Annotated in this window: 16 protein-coding genes; 6 read left to right on the top strand and 10 right to left on the bottom strand. The window is 63.0% G+C overall.

Features of this window, described 5'->3' with window-relative positions:
* Positions 1-8: 8 nt before the first annotated feature.
* Positions 9-827: a serine hydrolase domain-containing protein gene (locus ACWGQ2_RS15770; protein WP_452018937.1), complete on the top strand. Its 819-nt coding sequence runs from the start codon at positions 9-11 to the stop codon at positions 825-827.
* Here the strand turns inward: ACWGQ2_RS15770 and mutM are convergent, their stop codons facing one another.
* The 4 genes from mutM to ACWGQ2_RS15750 all read right to left on the bottom strand — a co-directional run bounded on the left by mutM (position 828) and on the right by ACWGQ2_RS15750 (position 3,367).
* Positions 828-1,790 carry a bifunctional DNA-formamidopyrimidine glycosylase/DNA-(apurinic or apyrimidinic site) lyase gene (mutM, locus tag ACWGQ2_RS15765; RefSeq protein WP_452018935.1) on the bottom strand — a complete coding sequence of 321 codons (963 nt, stop codon included), beginning with the start codon at positions 1,788-1,790 and terminating at the stop codon, positions 828-830.
* An 8-nt stretch (positions 1,791-1,798) separates the two neighbouring features.
* Positions 1,799-2,515 (bottom strand): ribonuclease III, encoded by a 717-nt coding sequence (gene rnc / locus ACWGQ2_RS15760; RefSeq protein WP_452018933.1) that lies wholly within the window; start codon positions 2,513-2,515, stop codon positions 1,799-1,801.
* An 82-nt stretch (positions 2,516-2,597) separates the two neighbouring features.
* Positions 2,598-2,801, bottom strand: a complete 204-nt coding sequence (rpmF, locus tag ACWGQ2_RS15755; protein WP_055240805.1) for a 50S ribosomal protein L32 — start codon at positions 2,799-2,801, stop codon at positions 2,598-2,600.
* Positions 2,802-2,803: 2 nt separating this feature from the next.
* On the bottom strand, positions 2,804-3,367 hold the full coding sequence (locus ACWGQ2_RS15750) for a YceD family protein (RefSeq protein ID WP_152227418.1): 564 nt from the start codon (positions 3,365-3,367) through the stop codon (positions 2,804-2,806).
* A 216-nt stretch (positions 3,368-3,583) separates the two neighbouring features.
* Between ACWGQ2_RS15750 and ACWGQ2_RS15745 the strand changes: the two genes are divergently transcribed.
* The gene (locus tag ACWGQ2_RS15745) at positions 3,584-4,168 is read left to right on the top strand and encodes a YdcF family protein (RefSeq protein ID WP_452018930.1); all 585 of its coding nucleotides are present in this window, start codon (positions 3,584-3,586) and stop codon (positions 4,166-4,168) included.
* Here the strand turns inward: ACWGQ2_RS15745 and coaD are convergent.
* From coaD to ACWGQ2_RS15730, 3 genes are read right to left on the bottom strand one after another with little or no spacing between them, the layout of a single operon-like run.
* Positions 4,165-4,629: a pantetheine-phosphate adenylyltransferase gene (coaD, locus tag ACWGQ2_RS15740; protein WP_452018928.1), complete on the bottom strand. Its 465-nt coding sequence runs from the start codon at positions 4,627-4,629 to the stop codon at positions 4,165-4,167. The genes ACWGQ2_RS15745 and coaD overlap by 4 nt on opposite strands.
* Positions 4,630-4,665: 36 nt before the next feature.
* Positions 4,666-5,265, bottom strand: coding sequence for a polysaccharide pyruvyl transferase family protein (locus ACWGQ2_RS15735; RefSeq protein WP_452019110.1), 600 nt, complete (start codon positions 5,263-5,265; stop codon positions 4,666-4,668).
* Between the two features lie 48 nt (positions 5,266-5,313).
* Positions 5,314-5,850: a hypothetical protein gene (locus ACWGQ2_RS15730; RefSeq protein ID WP_452018926.1), complete on the bottom strand. Its 537-nt coding sequence runs from the start codon at positions 5,848-5,850 to the stop codon at positions 5,314-5,316.
* 143 nt (positions 5,851-5,993) lie between these two features.
* On the opposite strand from ACWGQ2_RS15730, the gene ACWGQ2_RS15725 reads away from it, so the two are divergent.
* Entirely contained in the window at positions 5,994-7,238 is a 1,245-nt protein-coding gene (locus ACWGQ2_RS15725) for an aminotransferase class I/II-fold pyridoxal phosphate-dependent enzyme (protein ID WP_452018924.1), read from the top strand.
* Between the two features lies 1 nt (position 7,239).
* Positions 7,240-8,034: a spermidine synthase gene (locus ACWGQ2_RS15720; RefSeq protein ID WP_452018922.1), complete on the top strand. Its 795-nt coding sequence runs from the start codon at positions 7,240-7,242 to the stop codon at positions 8,032-8,034.
* A gap of 6 nt (positions 8,035-8,040) precedes the next feature.
* On the opposite strand, the gene rsmD is transcribed toward ACWGQ2_RS15720, so the two are convergent.
* The 3 genes from rsmD to ACWGQ2_RS15705 are packed head-to-tail and all read right to left on the bottom strand — an operon-like array spanning position 8,041 to position 11,943.
* Complete coding sequence (rsmD, locus tag ACWGQ2_RS15715) at positions 8,041-8,622, bottom strand: 16S rRNA (guanine(966)-N(2))-methyltransferase RsmD (protein WP_452018920.1); 582 nt, start codon at positions 8,620-8,622, stop codon at positions 8,041-8,043.
* Between the two features lie 57 nt (positions 8,623-8,679).
* Positions 8,680-10,908: an ATP-dependent DNA helicase RecG gene (locus ACWGQ2_RS15710; protein WP_452018918.1), complete on the bottom strand. Its 2,229-nt coding sequence runs from the start codon at positions 10,906-10,908 to the stop codon at positions 8,680-8,682.
* A gap of 6 nt (positions 10,909-10,914) precedes the next feature.
* Positions 10,915-11,943 carry a DAK2 domain-containing protein gene (locus tag ACWGQ2_RS15705; protein WP_452018916.1) on the bottom strand — a complete coding sequence of 343 codons (1,029 nt, stop codon included), beginning with the start codon at positions 11,941-11,943 and terminating at the stop codon, positions 10,915-10,917.
* Between the two features lie 538 nt (positions 11,944-12,481).
* Between ACWGQ2_RS15705 and wecB the strand changes: the two genes are divergently transcribed.
* Both wecB and ACWGQ2_RS15695 read left to right on the top strand, forming a co-directional pair.
* Entirely contained in the window at positions 12,482-13,627 is a 1,146-nt protein-coding gene (gene wecB / locus ACWGQ2_RS15700) for a non-hydrolyzing UDP-N-acetylglucosamine 2-epimerase (RefSeq protein WP_452018914.1), read from the top strand.
* A gap of 65 nt (positions 13,628-13,692) precedes the next feature.
* Entirely contained in the window at positions 13,693-16,362 is a 2,670-nt protein-coding gene (locus tag ACWGQ2_RS15695; RefSeq protein ID WP_452018912.1) for a heparinase II/III domain-containing protein, read from the top strand.
* Positions 16,363-16,400: the final 38 nt, after the last annotated feature.

Raw genomic sequence — 16,400 nt, 5'->3', positions numbered from 1 at the left:
TGGCAGGGATGAAGACTCTCGAACAGACCCAGTCCTGGCCCGCTGACAACGTCTCCGCCGCCGTCATTGCTGCCGATGGCACTGTGCTCGGAACCGCCGGGGATCAGCAGAAACGTTATCCGCTGGCCTCGGTAACGAAACTGCTGACCGCTTACGCGTTCCAGGTGGCCCTTGAAGAGGAAGCCGTTGCCCTGGATGATCCGGCCGGTCCGGAGGGGTCCACGATCCGGCACCTGCTCGCCCACTCCGGCGGGTACGACTTCGGCGACCGCACGGTCCGCTACGAACCCGGAACCCGCCGGCTGTACTCCAACGCGGGTTTCGAGGTTTTGGCTGAGCATCTGGAAGCGGCCACGGGCATCGGTTTCGCTGACTATCTCTCGGAGGCAGTCCTGGCGCCGCTGGGCATGAAGGACACAGCCCTGGAAGGTTCCCCGGCCGCCGGTGCCGTCTCCACGGCGGCTGACCTGTCCCGCTTCGCTGCCGAACTGCAGGCCCCCCGGCTGATCTCTGCTGAGTCCCTGGCTGCAGCTACCTCCGTGGTGTTCCCCGGCCTGACCGGCGTGCTGCCCGGTTTTGGCCGGCAGAGGGAGAATGACTGGGGCCTGGGGTTCGAGATCCGCAACGGGAAATCCCCGCACTGGACCGGTTCCTCCAACTCTCCGCGCACCTTTGGGCACTTCGGACAGTCAGGGACGTTCCTGTGGGTGGATCCGGAGCTGAAGACCGGTGCGGTAGCGCTGACCGACCGCGACTTTGGCCCCTGGGCGGCAGAAACCTGGCCGGCATTTAACGACGCACTGGCCGCCGAACTGCGGGAGCGCTGACTACCAGCGCCCGTTGCGCGGTCGCTTCTGGCAAACAGGGCAGGAGTAGGACGAGCGGTTCATAAACGAATCGCGCCGGATCAGCGTGGGAAGGCCGGCTGCCTCGCACCGCGGGCACGGCTGGCCCTCACGCCCGTACGCGTTCAGGGAGCGCGCAAAGTAGCCTGATGCACCGTTGACGTTGACGTAGAGCGAGTCGAAGCTGGTGCCCCCTGCCTCGAGCGCTCGGAGCATTACGTCCCGGGCAGCTTCCACCAGCCGCAGTGCATCGGCACGGCGCATGGTGTCGGTGGGCCGGGCGAAGTGCAGCTTCGCCGCCCACAGCGCCTCATCGGCATAGATGTTGCCGACGCCGGAAATTAGACCCTGATCCAGCAGGGCGCGTTTGATGCCGGTGCGGCGGGCGCGCAGCCGGCGGAAGAAATCCTCGAAGGAGAACGCCGGATCGAGCGGATCGCGGGCAATGTGCGCAGCTTCTGCCGGTACCAGCGGCAAACCGGTTTCAGACAGGCCGCCGGGCTCCCCATCAGCGGTGGGCTGCAGATCCGCCAGGAACACTCCGCCGAAGATCCGCTGGTCCACAAAACGCAGCTCCTCCGGCATGGGAGTGCCGTCGGGATCAGTAGCGGGGCTGAGCGTGAACCGGACCTTCAGGTGCTTTTCATCCGGCAGGTCCGGGGTTTCCATCAGCAGCTGTCCGCTCATGCCCAAGTGGGCCATCAGCGCGAACGGGGGTGCGGCGTCGGCCGCTGAGGCCTCCACCAGCGGCATCCAGAGGAATTTGCCGCGCCGGGCCACGTCCAGGACGCGGGCTCCTTCAAGGTTGCCTCGCAGATCCTCTGGACCCGGGGCGTGCCGGCGGATGGAGCGCACGTCGAGGATTTCGACGCCGGTGATGGCGCGCCCACGCACCCAGCGGGCCAGGCCGCGCCGCACTACCTCGACTTCGGGAAGTTCGGGCATGGCGCAGCCTACGCGCCGGCGGGGGCTGCGGGAGTTTGGAGCGTGTCCTGCTCGCGGAGCAGCCGGCAGGTGTCTGCTGCTGCTTCCTGTTCGGCGTCCTTCTTGGACCGGCCGTTGCCGGTTCCGAAGGCACGTCCGCCAATGTGCAGCACGGCCACGAAGCTGCGGGAGTGGTCCGGTCCCGAGCCGGTGACCCGGTATTCGATGTCGCCCATTTTCCGTGCGGCAGCGATTTCCTGGATGCTGGTCTTCCAGTCGGTGCCGGCGCCCAGCGTGTCGGCGTCATGGAGCAGCGGTCCGATCAGCCGCATCACCATGGAGCGTGCGGTTTCAATGCCGTGGCAGAGGTACACCGCGCCGATCAGTGCTTCGGTGGTGTCCGCCAGGATGGAGGACTTGTCCTTGCCGTTGGTCAGTTTCTCGCCCTGGCCGAGCAGGATGAAGTCGCCGAGCCTCAGCTGGCGGGCTACCGATGCGAGGGCCTTGGTACTGACCACGGCGGAACGCCGCTTGGCCAGTTCGCCCTCGGAAAGATCGGGGTTGTCCCGGTAAAGCGCATCGGTCACGGAGAAGCCCAGAATCGAATCGCCCAGGAATTCAAGGCGTTCGTTGGTGGGGATGCCGCCGTGCTCGTACGCGTAGGAGCGGTGGGTGAGCGCAAGACGAAGCGTCTCGGCATCGATGTCGACGCCGAGACGCTTCAGAAGCTCTTCAGTATTTTTCACTTGCTGATTGTGCCCCGAAAAGCAGTGAGCCCCCTCCAGCGGCTGCCCGTGGGGCAGACGGCAAAGGGGACGTTCACTGGTCTTAGACGTCCGCTACCTTGCGGCCCTTGTATTCAAGGAACAGCGCGGTACCTGCGGAGTCGGTTACGACCTTGGCCTGGTGGGGCAGGCTGTAGGTAACGCGGCCGTTCTCAACGGTCTTTACCAGGTTGGGCGCAGTTGCCTTCCACTGGGACCGGCGTGCACGCGTATTCGAGCGGGACATTTTCCGCTTGGGAACAGCCACGACTAACTCTCTTCTCTCTCGTCTGACTCTGTACTTGTTGCCGCATCTTCAGCGGCGGTGCCAGCCAACCCGGCAAGGGCTGCCCAGCGAGGATCCACGACTTCATGGTGGTGACCCGGATCCTCCTCAAGGCGCGCCCCGCATTCGGAGCAAAGGCCTTCGCAGTCCTCCCGGCACACCGGCTGGAACGGCAGGGAAGTTACCACTGCGTCCCGCAAAACCGGTTCAAGATCGATTACATCTCGCTCGATCCGGCGTTGCTCTTCTTCCTCTTCTTCTTCGAAGGACTCAGTGTCCTCGTAGTAGAAGAGTTCCTGCACATCGACGTCCTCGTTGTACTCGATGGGAACCAGGCACCGCCCGCACTCCCCCTTGACGGGGACAAGCGCGGAACCCGAGACCAGGATCCCCTCGTGTACAGCTTCGAACCTCAGATCGAGCTCAATGTCCGATCCGAACGGCACGCCAATAAGCGCAACACCGAAGTCTTTCGGTGCCGGCACATGCTCATGCATTGTCCGCATGGTTCCCGGGCTGCGCCCGAGATCCTTGACATTAATTGCCAAGGGGGAACTCGGTTGTGACCGCGATGAAACGCTAATGAGAACTCCTGTAGAACATAGACCGACATATCATCTTAGCCTGAGGAGCCGGAATCTCTCAAACCGGCGTCCGGGCAAGCCGGAAGCGCCGGGTTTCCGTCTCCCACCCAAGTCTACTGCCTGTGTACCGGCCGCAGCGCCGATGCGGGCGCGCAGGGCGCATTCGCCTAGGCTTACGGTGTGCTTCACTCCCCTCCCCGCGCCAGGCTGCTTCGGATCCTCACAGTGTCCGTGGCTGCTGCAGTTTCGGCACTGCTTCTCTGGCTGCTGGTGGCGGTGAACCTCTTCTACTATCCGCAGACCTCCCGGGAACCGGGCAGTGCCGACGCCGTTGTGGTCCTGGCCGGCGCGGCATCGGAGCGGCTGCCCGTAGGCAGGGAGCTGATGCGGGAGGGCAGCGCGCCCGTCCTGGTCCTCTCCACGACGGACACCCCGGGGAACACGAACATGGACATTGTCTGCAAATACACCCAGGACCCGTCCATTCGCTGCTTCTCCCCCTCGCCGCTGAGCACACGCGCCGAAGCGCGGTCCATCGCCCGCCTGGCGGCAGACAACGGCTGGGACGAGATCATTGTGGTTACATCCACGTACCATCTGGTCCGCGCCCAGGCGAACATAGAGCAGTGCAGCAACGCCCGGGTGCAGATGGTCGCCGCCGAACCGGACCTCTCCGCACGCCAGTGGCTGGGCCGGTTCGTTGAGGAGACCGGCGGTGTGCTGGCGGCTTTCCTCCGCCCGGCGTGCAGTTCCCGGGTGGGTTAGCCCAGCCGCTTCAGGACGGCGCGGGGAACGAAGTCAGTAATGTCTCCGCCCAGTGACGCCACTTCCTTGATCAGGCTCGAGGAAAGGTGCGTGTAGGAGTTCTCTGCAGCGAGGAAAACGGTTTCGACGCCGGTGAGCTGCCGGTTCATGACGGCCATCGGCAGCTCGTACTGGTAGTCCTGTACGGAACGCAGCCCTTTGACGATCGCGCTGGCGCCGTGTTCGCGGCAGAAGTCGGCCAGCAGTCCGTGGCCCATGGGCAGTACGGACACGCCCGCGAGGGAACCCAGAGTCTCGGCCGCAATTTCCAGCCTCTCCTCTTCGGAGAACCGGTACTTCTTGGAGTAATTGGTGGAAACGGCCACGATCACCTCGTCAAAAAGGTTCGTGGCACGGGCAATGACTTCAAGGTGGCCGTTGTGGATGGGGTCATATGATCCGGGGCATACAGCGCGTCGCATAAGACGAATCTACCCGGTGGCCGGCCTCAGCCCGGGTCAGGCGCGGCGGTGCGGGAAACTCTCCAGCAGCGGTGCCAGGTCAATTCTCAGTTCCGGAAGGCTCGCCCCCGCCGCCAGGTCGGCGATCAGCTGAGGACTCAGCGCTTCCGAAGGAACGTCGCAGGCGCTGACGGCGTCCGCATCCAGGGTGGTAAAGAAATCCTCGAATTTGTACCGGTCCCCGCTGATCACCCGGTCACTGATACGCAGCCACACCCACGGCACGCCGTACGCCTGAGCCACAACAATTCCATGGAGCGAACTCGAGATGCAGGCCCGTGCCCCGGCGATCTGCCGGACCGCCGGTTCAACTCCTTCCCGGACATCCACCACTGTGATGCCGGAACCCGCTGCAGCCTTCAGGGGTTCCCGGTGGTCCAGATGCGCGACGACGGCGACTGCCCCGGTGGCATCTGCTTGATCAGCCTGGAGGAACTGCGGGAGCAGCAGCGCGGGGTCACCATAGATTTCCGGAACGCTCCAACCGGTTTTCCGTTTCAGTTCAGCGCGTGTGTTCCGGCCGCGGACGGCATGGACTCGCACGTCCGCCAGGCTCCGGAGCCGTGCCAGGTTCTCCCCTTCCAGCGGTCCCATCAGCCCGGATCCCCAGATTTGGGATCCGTCCTGTTCCAGCCAGCCGGCAATCTAACCGGCAGTTGCCAGTGCCGGCGTGCCCAGCCGAAGACCCCGGCCGTTCACGGGCGTCAGGCCGCTGAGGCACCTGGCGAGCCACGGCCCGACGGCGTCGCCAAAGTTGGGGCGTTCATCCCACCAGAGCAGGTTGAGGAACCCCGGCGCGAGTTCACCTGCCGGCCGGGATGCGTCCAGGACGGCGCCCACTGTGTTGCGGATTTCGCGGATCCTGGCCTCCGCGCCGGCAAGGAGATCGCCTGGACGCGCTGCGGCAACCCCCAGCAGGTGGCGTTCTCCCCGGTCCTGAACCAGCGGAAACCTTCCCACCAAGGCGTTCCGCAGCACCCTGCGTGCTTCTTCCGTGTCGGCCGTGACTGAGAACTCTGCTCTGCTGCCGTCCGGTCGAATCTGGAGGATGAAGCTGCTTTCACGGCTGTGAAACTGGAGTTCCAGCAGGCTGTTCCCTCTGCTGCGGATTTCCTGCCACGGCGGGGCCTGTTCCCGGGCTGCGCGTTCCGCCGCCCGTACCAGCAACCCGGATGACTCCATGTTTCCCAGCCTTTCGTCGCCTCGGTTTCGCTCCTGCTGCGGCCGGTTCCAGGCGCCGGGGCTTCTGGCCGGACCATGCCGTCAAACGCCAGCAACTATACCGGCGGGACGTTTCGTGTCCCCGGCGGGTAATACTGGAAGGCATGACTTCAACTCCCAGTTCACCCGCGCTCCGAGACTCCCGGGACGGACAGCCCGCCCCCTGGCAGCGGACGGCAGCCGGCGCGAATCTCCTCGGCGAAGACGGCAACCTGGGCATCACCATTTTCGAGGAGATCACGGCCCTGGCCGGGACCCACAACGCGATCAACCTGGGACAGGGCTTCCCGGACGAGGACGGGCCGGCAGAGATCCGCAACGCCGCCCGCAGGGCGATCCTGGCCGGCGCCAACCAGTACGCCCCCGGGATGGGGCTGCCCGTGCTGCGCGAAGCCGTGGCCGATCACCAGGAACGGTTCTACGGCCTGCGGCTGGACCCCGGCACGGAAGTTATGGTCACCACCGGCGCTACGGAAGGCATCGCTGCCACCCTGCTGGCGCTGACCGGCCCCGGCGACGAGGTGCTTACTTTCGAGCCGTTCTATGACTCCTACGGCGCCATGATCGGCCTTAGCGGTGCAACCCACACCACTGCTCCGCTGCTGGCCCCGGACTTCCAGCCGGATCTTCAGGCCCTGGAAGCAGCTTTCACGGACCGCACCCGGGTGGTGCTGGTCAACAACCCGCACAACCCCACCGGCGCCGTTTTCCCGGAACCTGTGCTGCAGCGCATTGTGGATCTGGCAGTGAAGCACGACGCCGTGATCGTCACCGATGAAGTCTACGAACACCTCACCTTTGGTCCCCGGCACATTCCCGTCGCTACGCTGCCCGGCGCCCGGGACCGCACCCTGACGATTTCCTCCGCAGGCAAAACGTTCTCCCTCACGGGATGGAAGATCGGCTGGCTCAGCGGACCCGCGGATCTGATTGCCGCCGTACGGGCGGTCAAGAGCTTCCTGACCTACAGCTCAGGTTCCCCGTTCCAGTCCGCCATTGCAGAGGGCCTGCGGATGGATGACGCGTTCTTTACCGACATCGCCGGGACACTCCGCGCCAAGCGCAATGTCCTTTCTGCCGGCCTCCGGAAAGCGGGGCTGGAGGTTTACCAGCCGCAGGGCACCTACTTCGTAAATGCCGACGTCGCACCGCTGGGCATCGACGACGCCACCGAGCTGGCGCGGCGGCTGCCGGAGCTGGTGGGCGTCGCCGCAATTCCGGTAGCGATGTTCTGCCATCCCGAGGGGGCCGGGCGGACCCGGACACTGCTGCGCTTTGCCTTCTGCAAGCGGTTCGATGTGCTGCAGGAAGCAGCAGAGCGCATTTCCCGGCTTAACGAGGTGCTCTGAAGTGGAACGCCGCCCGCCGTCCCGGCTGCTGCGTGGAATCGGCGCCCACGCTGAACTGGATGAGGACGCGTTCAACGACGGCGCCTGGATCCTCTCCATCGGAGGTGCCCAGCAGTCCCACGTGAACCTCGCCCATCCGGAAGAGATCTTCTACGAGTACCTGCGCCGCATCGGCAACGTCCTGGACCTGGCCGGACCGCAGGGTGTGCCGCTGCGGGTCCTGCACCTCGGTGCCGGTGCCCTGACCCTGGCCCGGTACGTGCAGGCTACGCGCCCGGGTTCGGAGCAGGCCGCCGTCGAACTTGAACGTGAGCTGCTGGACTACGTGCTGGCCTATCTGCCGCTGCCGGAAGGAACGGTACTTCAGACAGTGACCGGTGACGCGCGGTCGGAACTGGAACGTTTCGCGGCCCACTCGTTCGACGCGGTGGTGCTGGATGTCTTCGCCGGTGCTGATGCACCGGAGCACCTTGCAGACGCCGGATACTACGCGGAGCTGCTTCAGCTGCTCTCGGAGCGCGGCGTGCTACTGGTGAACGTGGGCGACGATCCTCCGCTGGCGTTCGCGCGCCGGCAGGCCAAAGCACTGCAGGAGGTCTTCACTGCTGCCGGCGGTGAGATCGCCGCGCTGGGCGACGCCTCGATGTTTACCGGCAGGCATCCCGGGAACATCGTCCTTGCAGCAGTGCCGTATCGCTGGCCGGCGGAGTGGACGCAGTCCCTGCTGCAGGCCGGACCGCATCCGGCCGCCGTGCTGACGGGAGCCGATCTGGATGCGTTTGCTGCCGGACGCTGAGGAGACCTATTCCTCGTCTTTCTGCGCCGGTTCGGCAAACCAGAGGGTTGTTTCCCCGTAGGAACGTTCACTGAAGCGTTCCATGCCTTCCGGCCAGGCAGGTTCGGGTGAGCGGGAGGAGCGTTCCACCACTACGACGGCGCCGGCGGCCAGCCGCGGGCTGAGCGCTTCCAGCACGGCAGCCAGTCCGTCTTCCTCCAGCGGGTAGGGCGGGTCCAGGAAAACCAGGTCCCAGACCAGTCCCGGCGGTACCCGGAGCAGGTAGGACTCTGCCTTGGTCCGGTGCACGCGCACCCGCTCCGAGCCGAGGATCTTGTTTACCAGTGAAGCGTTGCTGCGGCAGACCTGGGCTGCTTTCTCGGCCAGTTCAACCAGGTCAACGCGGGCGGCCCCGCGGCTGGCGCTTTCCACGCCCAGGGAGCCGGAACCGGCGAACAGGTCCAGCACGTAGGCGCCGTCCAGGATTCCGTAGGATTCCAGCCGGGAAAAGAGCGCTTCTTTCACCCGGTCCGTGGTGGGCCGGGTGCCCGATCCGGGAACACTGGACAGGGTGGATCCGCCGGCGACTCCGGCAATGATGCGGCTCATGTGTCCACTTTAGCCAGCGGGCAGGTGCCGTCCGGCATCCTCGACCCTCTGCCGGTGTCAGCCGCGGTCCAGGAACGCTTCCTTCTCCGGGTTCAGGTACGCCTCGATCGCCTCGTTGAGGGCCGGATGCTCCAGCAGGTCCGGGTCTTCCTGGATCAGCGCCTGGGCGTCTGCCCGCGCGCGTTCGATCACTTTTTCATCCTGGATGGCACGGAGCAGCTTCAGCGTTGACCGGCCGCCGGATTGGGAGGCGCCCAGAATGTCGCCTTCACGCCGCAGTTCCAGGTCCCGGCGGGAGAGCTCGAAGCCGTCGGTGGTGGCGGCCACGGCGTCCAGGCGTTCCCGGCTGGGATGCCCGTTCTCAAGGTTGGTGACCAGCAGGCAGGTTCCGGGCAGGCCTCCGCGGCCTACCCGGCCGCGCAGCTGATGCAGCTGGGAAATCCCGAAGCGCTCGGCGTCGAGAATCACCATCATGGTGGCGTTGTGCACGTCCACGCCCACTTCGATCACAGTGGTGGAAACCAGCAGGTCTATCTCACCGCGGTTGAACGCGTCCATTGCGGCGGATTTCTCCGCCGGGTCCATCCTGCCGTGGAGCATGCCCAGCCGCGTGCCGGAGAGCACCGGCAGCTCCTGCAGGCGTTCGAGGACTTCCAGGACGGACGCCAGCGGCCGCTGGTTCCGCGGGGCGGCGGGCTGGTGCGGCAGGTCTTCCAGCAGCGCCAGCTCTGTTCCGGGTTCCTCTTCTTTCTCCCCGATCTTGGGGCAAACCACGTACACCTGCCGTCCGGCATCGATCTCTTCCCGGGCACGCGCCCAGATCCGCGGGCCCCACGCTGGTTTGTCCGCCAGCGGAGCCAGGTGGGTGGAGATCGGTGCACGTCCGGCGGGCAGCTCGGTGAGGGTGGAAACGTCCAGGTCTCCGAAGACGGTCATGGCCACTGTGCGTGGAATCGGGGTTGCCGTCATGACCAGCAGGTGCGGGGTGGAGTCGCGGCCCTTGGTGCGCAGGATGTCCCGCTGTTCGACGCCGAAGCGGTGCTGTTCGTCAACCACCACCAGGCCCAGGTCAGCGAACTGGACGTGTTCGGAGAGCAGTGCGTGTGTGCCGATCACGATTCCCGCCGAGCCGGAAGCAGCTTCGAGGAGGGCGGCCTTGCGCTGTCCGGCGGACATAGAGCCGGTGAGCAGGGTGACCCGGGTGGCGGTTTCGCTGCCGCCCAGCATGCCGGCCTGGCCCAGCGGTCCAAGTGTCCGGGTGATCGAGGCGTAATGCTGGGCTGCCAGTACCTCGGTGGGGGCCAGCAGCGCTGCCTGGCCGCCGGCGTCGACCACCTGCAGCATGGCCCGCAGGGCCACCAGGGTCTTGCCGGAGCCAACCTCGCCCTGCAGCAGGCGGTTCATGGGGTGGGCTTTGGCCAGGTCAGCGGCCAGTTCCTCACCGATGGCGGCCTGCCCTGCGGTGAGCGTGAACGGCAGCGCGGCGTCGAAAGCTTCCAGCAGCCCGCCGGGGTGCGGCGGGCGGGCGGTGGCATCCTGTTCGGCGGTGAAGGCATGCCGCCGGGCAAGCGCGGTTTGCAGCACCAGGGCTTCCTCATAGCGGAAGCGGTGCCGGGCCTTGTACGCGTCCTCGATGACCGCCGGGCGGTGGATCGCGTTGAAGGCGTCGGCCATGCCCATCAGACGTTCCCGGGAGCGGATGGCCGGCGGAATCGGGTCGCGGAGGCGTTCGGTCTGGAGCGAGTCGAGCAGCAGGTCAATGGTGGTCTTGATTTCCCAGCTGGTCAGCTTGGCGGTGGCCGGGTAGACGGGGATGGGCCGTTTGGCTTCCTCTTCGTCATCCGCTTCGTCACTGAGCAGCACGTAGTTCGGGTTGGTGAGCGTCAGCTGGTGCTTGTAGACGCCCACCTTGCCGGAGAACATCGCACGGACGCCCGGCTGCAGGTCCTTAAGCGCTCCGTAGCCGTTGAAGAAGGTGAGATGCAGCAGTCCCAGGGCGCCGGCGTCGTCATCATCAGTGACCGTGATTTCCACGATCATGCCCTTGCGGGTCTGCATACGGCGCGAGTTGTTGCTCTGCACCCTCGCCACGAGGGTTACTTCCTCGTCGAACGGGATCTCGGAAATCCGGGTGAGTTCCCCGCGTTCCAGGTAGCGCCGCGGTACGTGGAGCAGCAGCTGGCCCACCGTGGTAATGCCGAGCTGCTTCTCGATCTTGTCCGCAGACTTCTTTCCGATCCGGCGGTTCAGTGGATAGTCGAGCTCGCCGGGAATCCTGTCCTGCATGGGCCTCTAGGCTTCGCGCGCGAAACCGTCGACGGCGGGCTGGCCGGGCAGCGGGATCTGCGGGATTTCAGTGGTCTGGTGTCCATTGGCGGAGAGCTCGGTGATGGTGACGTTGGTCGGTTCACCCACGGCGTGCAGCGCGTCCATCGCGGCACCGGCGTCGGGGGTGTGGACGTGGACCCGCCAGCGGTAGCCCTCCCCCACCGGGCTGACGGCACTCATGATCACCGAGTCGCCCAGTTCGTCCAGCTGCAGCCGCAGGGTGGCGGCGTCCAGCGGGCTGAGCGTGATGGTGCACATGACCTCCACACCTTCGAGCTGCGGCTGGGTACCGTGGATGTGCGGATCCTGCACGTCGTAGCCGTGCAGCCCGTCAAGGAGCTCGCCCTGCAGTTCCTCGCCCAGCGCCGCGGCGCGCATCGCATCGAGCACGAGCAGGAAGCCCACACCACCTGCGTCCACGACGCCGGCGTCGGACAGGGTTTCAAGCTGCTCCTCGGTGCGCACGACGGCGGCGAGGGCGCTGGTCATCATGCCCCGCAGGGTCTCTGCCAGTCCCGCGTTGCTGTCGTCGCCGGTCTGGGCGGCCTCTACCTGGGAAGCTCCGCGGGCCGCTTCTTCCAGGACCGAGAGCATGGTGCCGGGGACCGGGTCGCTCAGCACGGACCAGGAGCGCAGCTGCGCTCGTTCCAGCGCACGGGCCAGCAGTGGGGCCGAGAGCCGTGTGTTTCCCTGCAGTGGTTCGGCCATGGAGGTGAGGAAGACGGACAGCAGCGTGCCGGAGTTTCCCTTGGCCTGCTCCATCGCCGCGCGGCCTGCTGCGGAAAGCAGTTCTCCGATGTCCTGGGTTTCCAGGTCAGCAACCGCTGCCGAAGCTGCCCGCATGGTCAGGTAGAGGTTCGTTCCGGTGTCGCCGTCGGCCACCGGGAAAATGTTGATGGCGTTCAGCCGGTCGCTGTGGTTCCCCAGGGACACCTCGGCTTTGCTCAACCATCGCTTCAGCGCCTGCGCGTTTGCGGTGATCTTAGTCTGCAAGGTAATCCCGTTCCGTGCTGCTGCTCATGCTTCTCCTCCGGATTATCTTCGACGGACGTCGTTGTCCTTCGAACCGGCATGGTCAGTAGGAAGCCTACCGCAGGGCCCTGGCAGCGTGCAGACGGAGATTTGCATAATTATGGGAAGGTGGAGTCCATGGCGCAGAAGCAGTATCCGGACATTGCAGCGGCACGGCACATGAAGAGCACCCCCTCGCGGCCGGACAAAGGTCCTGCCCGCGGGAAGCGGGTGCACTCACCGGCTGAGGCGCCCAGACCTGTCCCCGCCTCCCGCTCCAAGATGGACCCGGCATACCGAAAAAAGAGGCTGGTGGCGTTGCTTGTCACAAATCTGGTGTGTCTTACGGTTCCAGCGCTCATTGTGCTTTTGGTTCTTTTTGGCTGATCCCCTGCGGCCGCGCGGCTCTTCGACGGGGCAGCGGCGTCCCGGTTGCGTAACGGCAAATGACCCTATCCGGTGATCGGCTATACTCACTACTGCTAGCGAAGCATTTGTCAAGTCTTTTCGGGGGAATCTCATGCCAGTTGTTATGCCGATCTACGGGACGCGCCCGGAAGCCATCAAAATGGCTCCGATCGTGGCCGCTCTCCGGAAATCGAAAACACTGGAGTGCTTTGTAACCGTGACCGGACAGCACCGTTCAATGCTGGACCAGGTAAACAGCCTCTTTGACATCGTTCCGGACTATGACCTGAACATTTTCACGCCGGGCCAGACCCTCAACGGGATTCTCACCAAAACCATCGACGGCCTGGACAAGCTTTTCAGCGTCAACAAGCCGGATGCGGTCATCGTCCAGGGCGACACAACAACCTCCACCGCTGGCGCAATCGCAGCCTTCTACCACGGCATTCCGGTTATCCACGTGGAAGCCGGCCTTCGCAGCGGCGATCTCTTCTCCCCCTTCCCCGAAGAAGCCAACCGCAAGATCACCTCGCAGATCGCCAGTCTGCACCTCGCGCCGACCACGACCAGCCGGCAGAACCTTCTGGTAGAGAATATTTCTGCTGCAGACATTGTGGTCTCCGGAAACACTGTCATCGATGCACTGCTGATGACCGTTGACAAGAAGATTCCGTTTACCGACCCGAAGCTTGAAGATCTTGCGGCAGCCGGCGGCCGTATTCTGCTCTCCACCACACACCGGCGGGAAAACCAGGGCGAAGCAATGCGCGGTGTGGGCCGGGCTCTGGCACGGATTGCTGCAGCAGAGCCGGAGCTGACGATTGTGCTTCCCCTGCACAAGAACCCCGTGGTGCGGGATGCTGTTATGCCGTTTGTGGAGAACGTCCCCAACATCATCGTGACGGAGCCCCTTGCCTACGGTGAGTTCACCCGTATGCTCTCCCTGTCCCACGTCGTCCTCACGGACTCCGGCGGAGTGCAGGAAGAAGCACCCAGCCTTGGCAAGCCCGTCCTGGTCATGCGCGAAAACACCGAACGGCCGGAAGCCGTCGTAGCCGGGACCGTCAAACTGATTGGCACGGATGAGGAGCGCATCGTCTCCGAGGTGCAGCAGCTCCTGAACGACGAGGCCTACTTCAACTCCATGGCCAATGCGGTCAACCCGTACGGTGACGGCAAGGCCGCCGAGCGCACCGTGGCTGCCATTGAGGAGATGCTGGGCCTCGGAACTAGGGTCGCTGACTTCCGTTCTTTGTGACGGCCCGTTCGACGCGCAACAGCCCAGATGCGCCGGGCATAGTCTCGGCAGAGAATATAGGTAACATGCTTACTCCGAGCCAGGTATCAGCCATAAGACTCATTGTTCTAGAACAGTTCCACCCTCTTAATAATTCAACGGTACGTGAACGAGCTGAGAAACTCATCCACCAGAGAATCATCAGTTCTGACTCTTTTCCTGACGTTTCCATAACGCATGAAGGCGTTTGGCAACCCCAAGAAGGTAGGAGTCACCAGCGGTATCTCCATGGGTTTCTCTTCCTCAACGACTGGTTTGGCACGGTACTGGCTGACGAAAGTACGCGGCACGCCGCGACCAAATCGGCCCTGGATCTCATACAGGCATGGGTTGAAATGAACCCATGGACGGGCGACGGAACGGGCATGGCCTACCACGATGAGACAACGGCGCAGCGCATGATCAACCTGTTGCGTTTGGAAATTTTGATATCTGATGTATCCCCTGAGCATACGGAAAGCCTGCTTCGTCCGCTGCTGGACCAAACCGCCCGCATTCTGGCCAGCCCAGACTTTCACTCTCCGGGCAACAACCATGGAATGTTCCAGGATCTGGCACTGGCATACTATTCGGTCCTAGCTGACTGGGCACCGTCAGAAACTAAAGAACGTTACTTTAATTTGTCGCTAACGCGACTAAAAGATTACTTCTCAGAGTGTTTCACATCCGAGGGTGTTCATATTGAAAACACGCCAACCTATCATGTGATGGTGTCGCGTCACCTGGGCGTAGTCCAGCGAATCGTACAGACAGCAAATCACCCGGATTCCGCATATTATACGGCCCTTCTCAGTAACGCAGAAAAGTATGCAACGCACGCGCTAATGCCCAACGGAATCTATCCCCCAGTGAGCGACACCACTCAACGCCGCGTAGACTCGAAACAGAACCTTGACCTTTTCAATAGTCAAGAATTCCTGTACGCAGCAACGGCAGGAAAACGTGGATCCGCCGACCCAAACCGCATTTTAGTGCTGCCAGAGTCCGGCTACGCCATATATCGCAGCTCGTGGGGCGACCAGAATGCCACCTATGCTTTCTTCTCAGCTGCTTACAACGGGAATTACCATAAGCATTCCGATGACTTAAGCCTCTACCTTCGGAGCCAAGATACTGAACTCCTGACTGAAGCAGGCCCCTATAGCTACGACTATAAGGACCCGTTGTCCAAATATGCCTATTCGCAATTCTCACATAATAGCTTGATTGTCGATAATCAAAGTCTCCCTCGAACAGACGACAAAGCCCACACAGTTCGCCTTCATGCCAAGGAACAGACCCCCAACCGCGTCGTCGTACTTGGTACTAACGGCCGCTACCCGGACACCGAGCACTCACGCGAGCTCAGAATCGACGACTCAGCTGGCACGGTACGCATCGACATAGTGGACACCGTCATAAGCTCAACGCACCACAGCTACAAGCTGCTCTGGCACCTGGGAACCGACATCCAGCCCGTAGTTCACGGCCAGGGCTTTGAGTTATACAAGAACGGAGCTAAAGTCATGGACCTTGCGTTCACCGCAAATGTCCCGACACGCACTTCGGTCCACTACGGGCGAGTCAAGCCCCGTCCCATGGGTTGGAGGTTCCCAAAATTTGGGGAAGCCGTCCCTACCCACACCGTCTCAATTGAGTTCGAGGGTAAAAACGCCGAGATGGCGACCACGATTCGGCTGAATGACTACACCTATCAAGACCGTCAAATCCTACCGGCTCAGGGCTGGAAGCGTCATCAGGGAACAGTGCCGGTTAATTATCTGTACATCCCTCCGAAAAACGGCAGGCCCAACAAACTGGTGATCGTCTTTTCAGCAATCAATCGGGCTGGGGATTTCACATACAATTATAAGAAAACCGTTGATGAGTCAGGCATAGGCGCTCTCTACATTCTTGATGATTTCGGCGACCAGGGCGCTTACTACTACTCTGACCATCGCTCCACGGACATATTCGACTCTGTCCAGAAACTCATTAAGTTGGTCATGGAACAACATGGATACGGCCTGGCGGACGTAGCCATGGCGGGCTCTTCCAAAGGCGGATCGGCTGCCCTTATCCATGGCTTGGCGCTTGGCGCCGCACGCATCATTGTTGGGGCTCCGCAAACGAGAATCGGGACATTCGTTCGGCACGCACATCCTAATATCCTGAAGTTCATGAGCGGTGGCACGTCGGAAGAAGACGTAGATTTCCTCGACAGCATCATCAGCGAGAAGCTTCGGCAAGCGAAACCAGCAACTAAGATATTCCTGGTGGTTGGAGAGAAGGACCACCATCTGCGCGGACACGTGACTCCATTCTTGGCGGATGCTGAGTCCGCTGGCGTCGATGTTTCCAGCCTGGTCCTGCCGGGCCTTCCGCACGGTGAAATTGGCAGGATATACCGCGATTATTTGAGCGCTAATTTGGAGCAGTGGACCCGCAATAGTACGGAAATCGCTTTACCATACAGCATTTCTGTCGACAAGAGCACCAAGAGCGTGAGACTGCGAGTCCATTCAGGGACAGGGGATCAGCATGCATATCGACTTTTCCATGACAACCAACTAGTCGAGAGTTGCGGGTACTCAGACAGTCGGAGTGCCTCCTATGCGGACCTTGCGCCCGGAGTTTACCGTGTTCGAGTATATTCTCGGAGCTCTCCCGACTCGTTGCCCACGGCCTTCACTACTCGGACCGTCAGAATCAGCTAGGTTCACTGGGACAGGACGTTATTCCACGTGCATAGGAA

Source organism: Arthrobacter sp. NPDC055585, from assembly GCF_053619115.1.
The sequence above is the reverse complement of the archived record's forward strand: the minus strand, read 5'-3'. Positions and strand labels throughout refer to the sequence as shown.

Bases quoted from the DNA above. Each gene is read 5' to 3' on its own strand.
- ACWGQ2_RS15770 (WP_452018937.1), top strand. From the start codon at position 9: ATGAAGACTCTCGAACAGACCCAGTCCTGGCCCGCTGACAACGTCTCC.
- mutM (WP_452018935.1), bottom strand. From the start codon at position 1,790: ATGCCCGAACTTCCCGAAGTCGAGGTAGTGCGGCGCGGCCTGGCCCGC.
- coaD (WP_452018928.1), bottom strand. From the start codon at position 4,629: ATGCGACGCGCTGTATGCCCCGGATCATATGACCCCATCCACAACGGC.
- ACWGQ2_RS15730 (WP_452018926.1), bottom strand. From the start codon at position 5,850: ATGGAGTCATCCGGGTTGCTGGTACGGGCGGCGGAACGCGCAGCCCGG.
- ACWGQ2_RS15725 (WP_452018924.1), top strand. From the start codon at position 5,994: ATGACTTCAACTCCCAGTTCACCCGCGCTCCGAGACTCCCGGGACGGA.
- rsmD (WP_452018920.1), bottom strand. From the start codon at position 8,622: ATGAGCCGCATCATTGCCGGAGTCGCCGGCGGATCCACCCTGTCCAGT.
- ACWGQ2_RS15710 (WP_452018918.1), bottom strand. From the start codon at position 10,908: ATGCAGGACAGGATTCCCGGCGAGCTCGACTATCCACTGAACCGCCGG.
- wecB (WP_452018914.1), top strand. From the start codon at position 12,482: ATGCCAGTTGTTATGCCGATCTACGGGACGCGCCCGGAAGCCATCAAA.
- ACWGQ2_RS15695 (WP_452018912.1), top strand. From the start codon at position 13,693: ATGCTTACTCCGAGCCAGGTATCAGCCATAAGACTCATTGTTCTAGAA.